Below are 3,951 nucleotides of genomic sequence, written 5' to 3' on the forward strand. Positions count from 1 at the left end.
ATTAAGGGGGGATTCGTACCCCCCTTATCAAGGGGGAATTAAGGGGGGATCTGCACCCCCCTTATCAAGGGGGGATTAAGGGGGGATCCATCTTCAATTTAATTATAAATACTTACTTATTATAAAAGAGAACGATAAGCTTTTATAGTAGCTTGTGCGGTTTTTTGCCAAGAGAATTTTGCCGCTTGTTTTTTTCCTTTCGTGATTAATTCTTGACGGAGAGAGGTATCACTAATAACTTGATAGATTGCTGCGGCAATTTCTAGGGGATTATCGGGATTAATTAATATTGCCGAGTCTCCGGTGACTTCGGGTAAGGATGCAGTATTAGCAGTTACCACGGGACAACCTAAAGTCATCGCTTCTAAAACTGGTAATCCAAAACCTTCATAAAAAGAAGGATAGACAAAAACATCGGCTTTTTGATAATAATCCGCAACTAAGTCATCAGCAAGATAATCAAGATGTTGAATACTATCTCGAAAGGGAGACTGAGATATTTTATCGAAAATTGGTTCATACTTCCATCCTTTTTTGCCAATCAGAATCAGATTATGGTCTAATTTATACCTGTCCTTGAGATAGTTAAAAGCGGTGATGAGATTAATAATATTTTTTCGTGGTTCTAGGGTACTAACAAAGAGTAAATAGGGTTTAGTGATAGTTCGGGATGAGGGAGGATTGGGGAGAGAAGAATAACGACTTGCGAGGGGAGTAACAAAAATTTTCTCTGGGTTCACATCTAAATATTCGATAATATCTCGTTTGGTACTTGCGGAGTTAGCAATAACTAAATCTGTCCATTGTAGAGATTGTTTAATCCGTTGGGTGTAGGTTTTGACAATCCCCGTGACAAACTCAGGATATTTAATAAAAGTAACATCATGAATAGTCATAACTTTGCGACTCTGACGACAAGGATACACCACATGATCCAATCCGTGGAGAATATCGGGAGAATCAAGAAAGTTTTCTAGATAGGAAATTAGAGGATTAGGAAATCGGGTTAAGATATTGCTAAGACTGACGGGAATTGGTAAACATTTAACCTCTGGATAGGATTGTAGTTTTTCAGGAATAGAAAGATTACCCCGCAGCCAGTTTTTTACCGATGGTTGAAAACAGAGGGACAGGGAAAAGTTTTCTTGGTTTTGTAATTTAGCTAATTCGGCAATCAGATGATAAGCATATAATCCAATTCCACTAGGATTCTGTCTTATCGGTGTACCATCAACTAAAATTTTAAGCATTTGCGGTTAGATGAGATTGACGGGATAGATATTTTAAAAATTACACATTTAATTGTCAATTTTGCTCGGTTAGGACAAGATTAAAATCGGCAATAAACTCCACCCTAATAGTTAATGTTACCCTATAGCGTCCCTAAATAGCAGCTTTTTTGGGCTAGGTTACGGTGAATACTTAATTTATCGGGCAATTTTTTCGATTATTGTCCCCTCACCTACCCTATTACTATGATTGTCAACGGGTACTTATAAGCTAAGACCTATTTTAATAGGCTATCCTTAGATTAGCTGCATCTCCTTGAAGAGAAACACTGTAATTAGTTATAATCAGGGAACAATAGCTTCCCCGTACTTGTGGTGAGCGGAGATTTCTGAAAAGTTATCTCAGGGATGAAGTAGTCCCCTACAGAACCACTAACATCGGGTAATACCGAAAAATACTGATTAACTAATGTTTTCACTATGTTTAATCGTTTAGTATCTTTTAAATCCCTAGAAGGCCATGAAGGTGAGGTTAAATGTCTAACTTTTTCCCAAGATGGTCAATTTTTAGCTAGTGGAGATAACGAGTTAACTGTTATTGTTTGGGATTGGCAAAAAAATCAAAAATTTAGTTTACAAGGACATGAAAAAGCCGGTTGGTGGGACAAGGGAGTTAATTCTGTTGCTTTTAGTCCCTGTCAAGGATTTTTGGTTAGTGGAGGAGATGATCAAACCCTAAGAATTTGGTCACTAGAAACTAAAAAATTAATCTCTACCTTAACGGGACACCAAGATAAAGTTACAGCAGTAGCTGTTCATCCCGATGGGGAAATTATTGCTAGTGGCAGTGAAGATAAAACGGTGAAAATATGGTCAGTAAAAACTGGAGAAATTCTTTCTACTTTACAAGGTCATAGCGATAAAGTTCTAACAGTTAAATTTAGTCAAAATGGTCAACTTTTAGCCAGTGGTGGCGGCGAAAATGACAAAACGGTAATTATCTGGAATCTGGTAGAAAAAAGCAGTATTACCTTAAAAGGTCATTCCGATTGGTTTGGAGGTATTTTATCGGTAGATTTCGGCAGTAATAACAAATTTTTAGCCAGTGGCAGCAAAGACAAAACTATTAAAATCTGGGATATTAAAAGAGGTACAGAGGCAAAAACTCTCAGCGAACATAGTGATCATATCAATTCAGTTAGTGTTAGTCCTAATAATCAACTATTAGCCAGTGGTGGTGATGATAAAAGCTTAAAATTATGGGATTTAAAAGCAGGAAAAGCCATTATTTCTATTCCCCATCCCCAGAAAATCTATTCCGTTTGTTTTAGTCCTGATGGTAATTATATCGCCACGGCCTGCCAAGACAAAATCGTTAGAGTTTATGCCACTTCCGAACTACAATCTTTAGCAAGTTGAACAATCTTTGAGCGGGTGCATCTCATTTTTGTAAATCTACTAAGTTGGGATTTTTAAAGGCAAACTATCTGCCAAAATTGATCGTTACTTCCGATTTTATTACTCAATCCCGACTCTTGGGGAGTTCTACCCCCCAAACCCCTAGGGTTGATTCATCGTAGGGTTGATTCATCGTAGGGTTGATTCATCGTAGGGTTGATTCATCGTAGGGTTGATTCATCGTAGGGTTGATTCATGAATCAACCCTACCCGAACCCCGGAGCGCATGAGCTTTTCGGTGGGATGCTTACACGCAGCTGCTGATATATTTGTAATAATTTAAGAGTCACTCTTAATTGCTGATTGTCGATATTTCTGCAAATGTGATAGTCAATCCGGTTATTAAAAACTGATTATTTATTCCCCTTTGCATGAGTGCCTGTCCTGATATGTAGCCTGTACTCAACGGATTTAGTATAATTATCCACTAGAGATCGCTGCCAGTTTGTTCCTCTCGGAAGTAAAGCTGATATAATTGACAGCTAGGCTGGGCTAGATCGCCTTTTAACTGAATTAAACCCATACTTTCCAGTTTATAGGCAGTAATCGGTTCTAATCGCGCTCCCTTATCGGAAGAATTAACCACTTCCCCCATCGCTGTCAATAATTCCGGCTGTTTTTGCAGATTATCCCAGTGATGACGCAGGTGTGCCGCATAAATTCCCCCTTGGGTAGCAGCATTAGGGAGAATATTTTTTTCCCCGCGCACCTGCGCTTCCAGGGCCAAACGGCTAAGATAGGGATGACCAGCAACTAGAGCGATTAAATCGCCAAGAAAACGCTGATTATCCTCATTTTTAGGCAATCCGTAGCTACTAGCCAAGTTTTCCAGTTGTTCGAGGCTAAAACCGGGTAATTTAATCGCACGACCGACATTAAAGGGAGATTGATTAGCGTCCAATTGAATATAGATTTCCGTGGAATTAGCAATCGCTAACCGCAAATTCTGCCAGATTTCTAAATTATTAGCTTCTTCGTGCCAACAGCGCAAAAGCGGCAGAAAATCCCTAGCGATGTCCGGATACTCGAAAATTCTGTCTAAATTATCTAGGGCCAAAAAAACAGGCCCGTTAATCTTTTCCAAAAGATAGGACTGAAAATAGGTTTGACAACTGATTAAACTGCCAAATAGTTCCTCATCCCAATATTCATCTAATTGAGGCTTTAAACCCAATTCTCGGCTGACATTTGCCGAAAACCAGCGACAAAATCGGTCCAAACTGGCAAACATCGCCTTTTCTGCCACTTGACAATTAATATAAAC

At 38.9% G+C, this 3,951-nt stretch carries 3 protein-coding genes; 1 reads left to right on the forward strand and 2 read right to left on the reverse strand.

What is annotated here, in order from left to right:
- Positions 1 to 119: 119 nt before the first annotated feature.
- Entirely contained in the window at positions 120 to 1,250 is a 1,131-nt protein-coding gene (locus IQ242_RS18780; protein ID WP_193961010.1) for a glycosyltransferase family 1 protein, read from the reverse strand.
- Between the two features lie 459 nt (positions 1,251 to 1,709).
- On the opposite strand from IQ242_RS18780, the gene IQ242_RS18785 reads away from it, so the two are divergent.
- On the forward strand, positions 1,710 to 2,648 hold the full coding sequence (locus IQ242_RS18785) for a WD40 repeat domain-containing protein (RefSeq protein ID WP_193961011.1): 939 nt from the start codon (positions 1,710 to 1,712) through the stop codon (positions 2,646 to 2,648).
- A 466-nt stretch (positions 2,649 to 3,114) separates the two neighbouring features.
- Here IQ242_RS18785 and IQ242_RS18790 read toward each other — a convergent pair.
- The coding region (locus IQ242_RS18790; RefSeq protein ID WP_193961012.1) for an AAA-like domain-containing protein at positions 3,115 to 3,951 on the reverse strand (837 nt) is incomplete at its 5' end.

This window comes from Microcystis sp. LEGE 08355, assembly GCF_015207185.1.
GTDB classification, from domain to species: domain Bacteria; phylum Cyanobacteriota; class Cyanobacteriia; order Cyanobacteriales; family Microcystaceae; genus Microcystis; species Microcystis panniformis.

What these genes read in the sequence shown, in the direction of transcription:
- IQ242_RS18780 (WP_193961010.1), bottom strand. Translation starts at nt 1,250, where the DNA reads ATGCTTAAAATTTTAGTTGATGGTACACCGATAAGACAGAATCCTAGT.
- IQ242_RS18785 (WP_193961011.1), top strand. Translation starts at nt 1,710, where the DNA reads ATGTTTAATCGTTTAGTATCTTTTAAATCCCTAGAAGGCCATGAAGGT.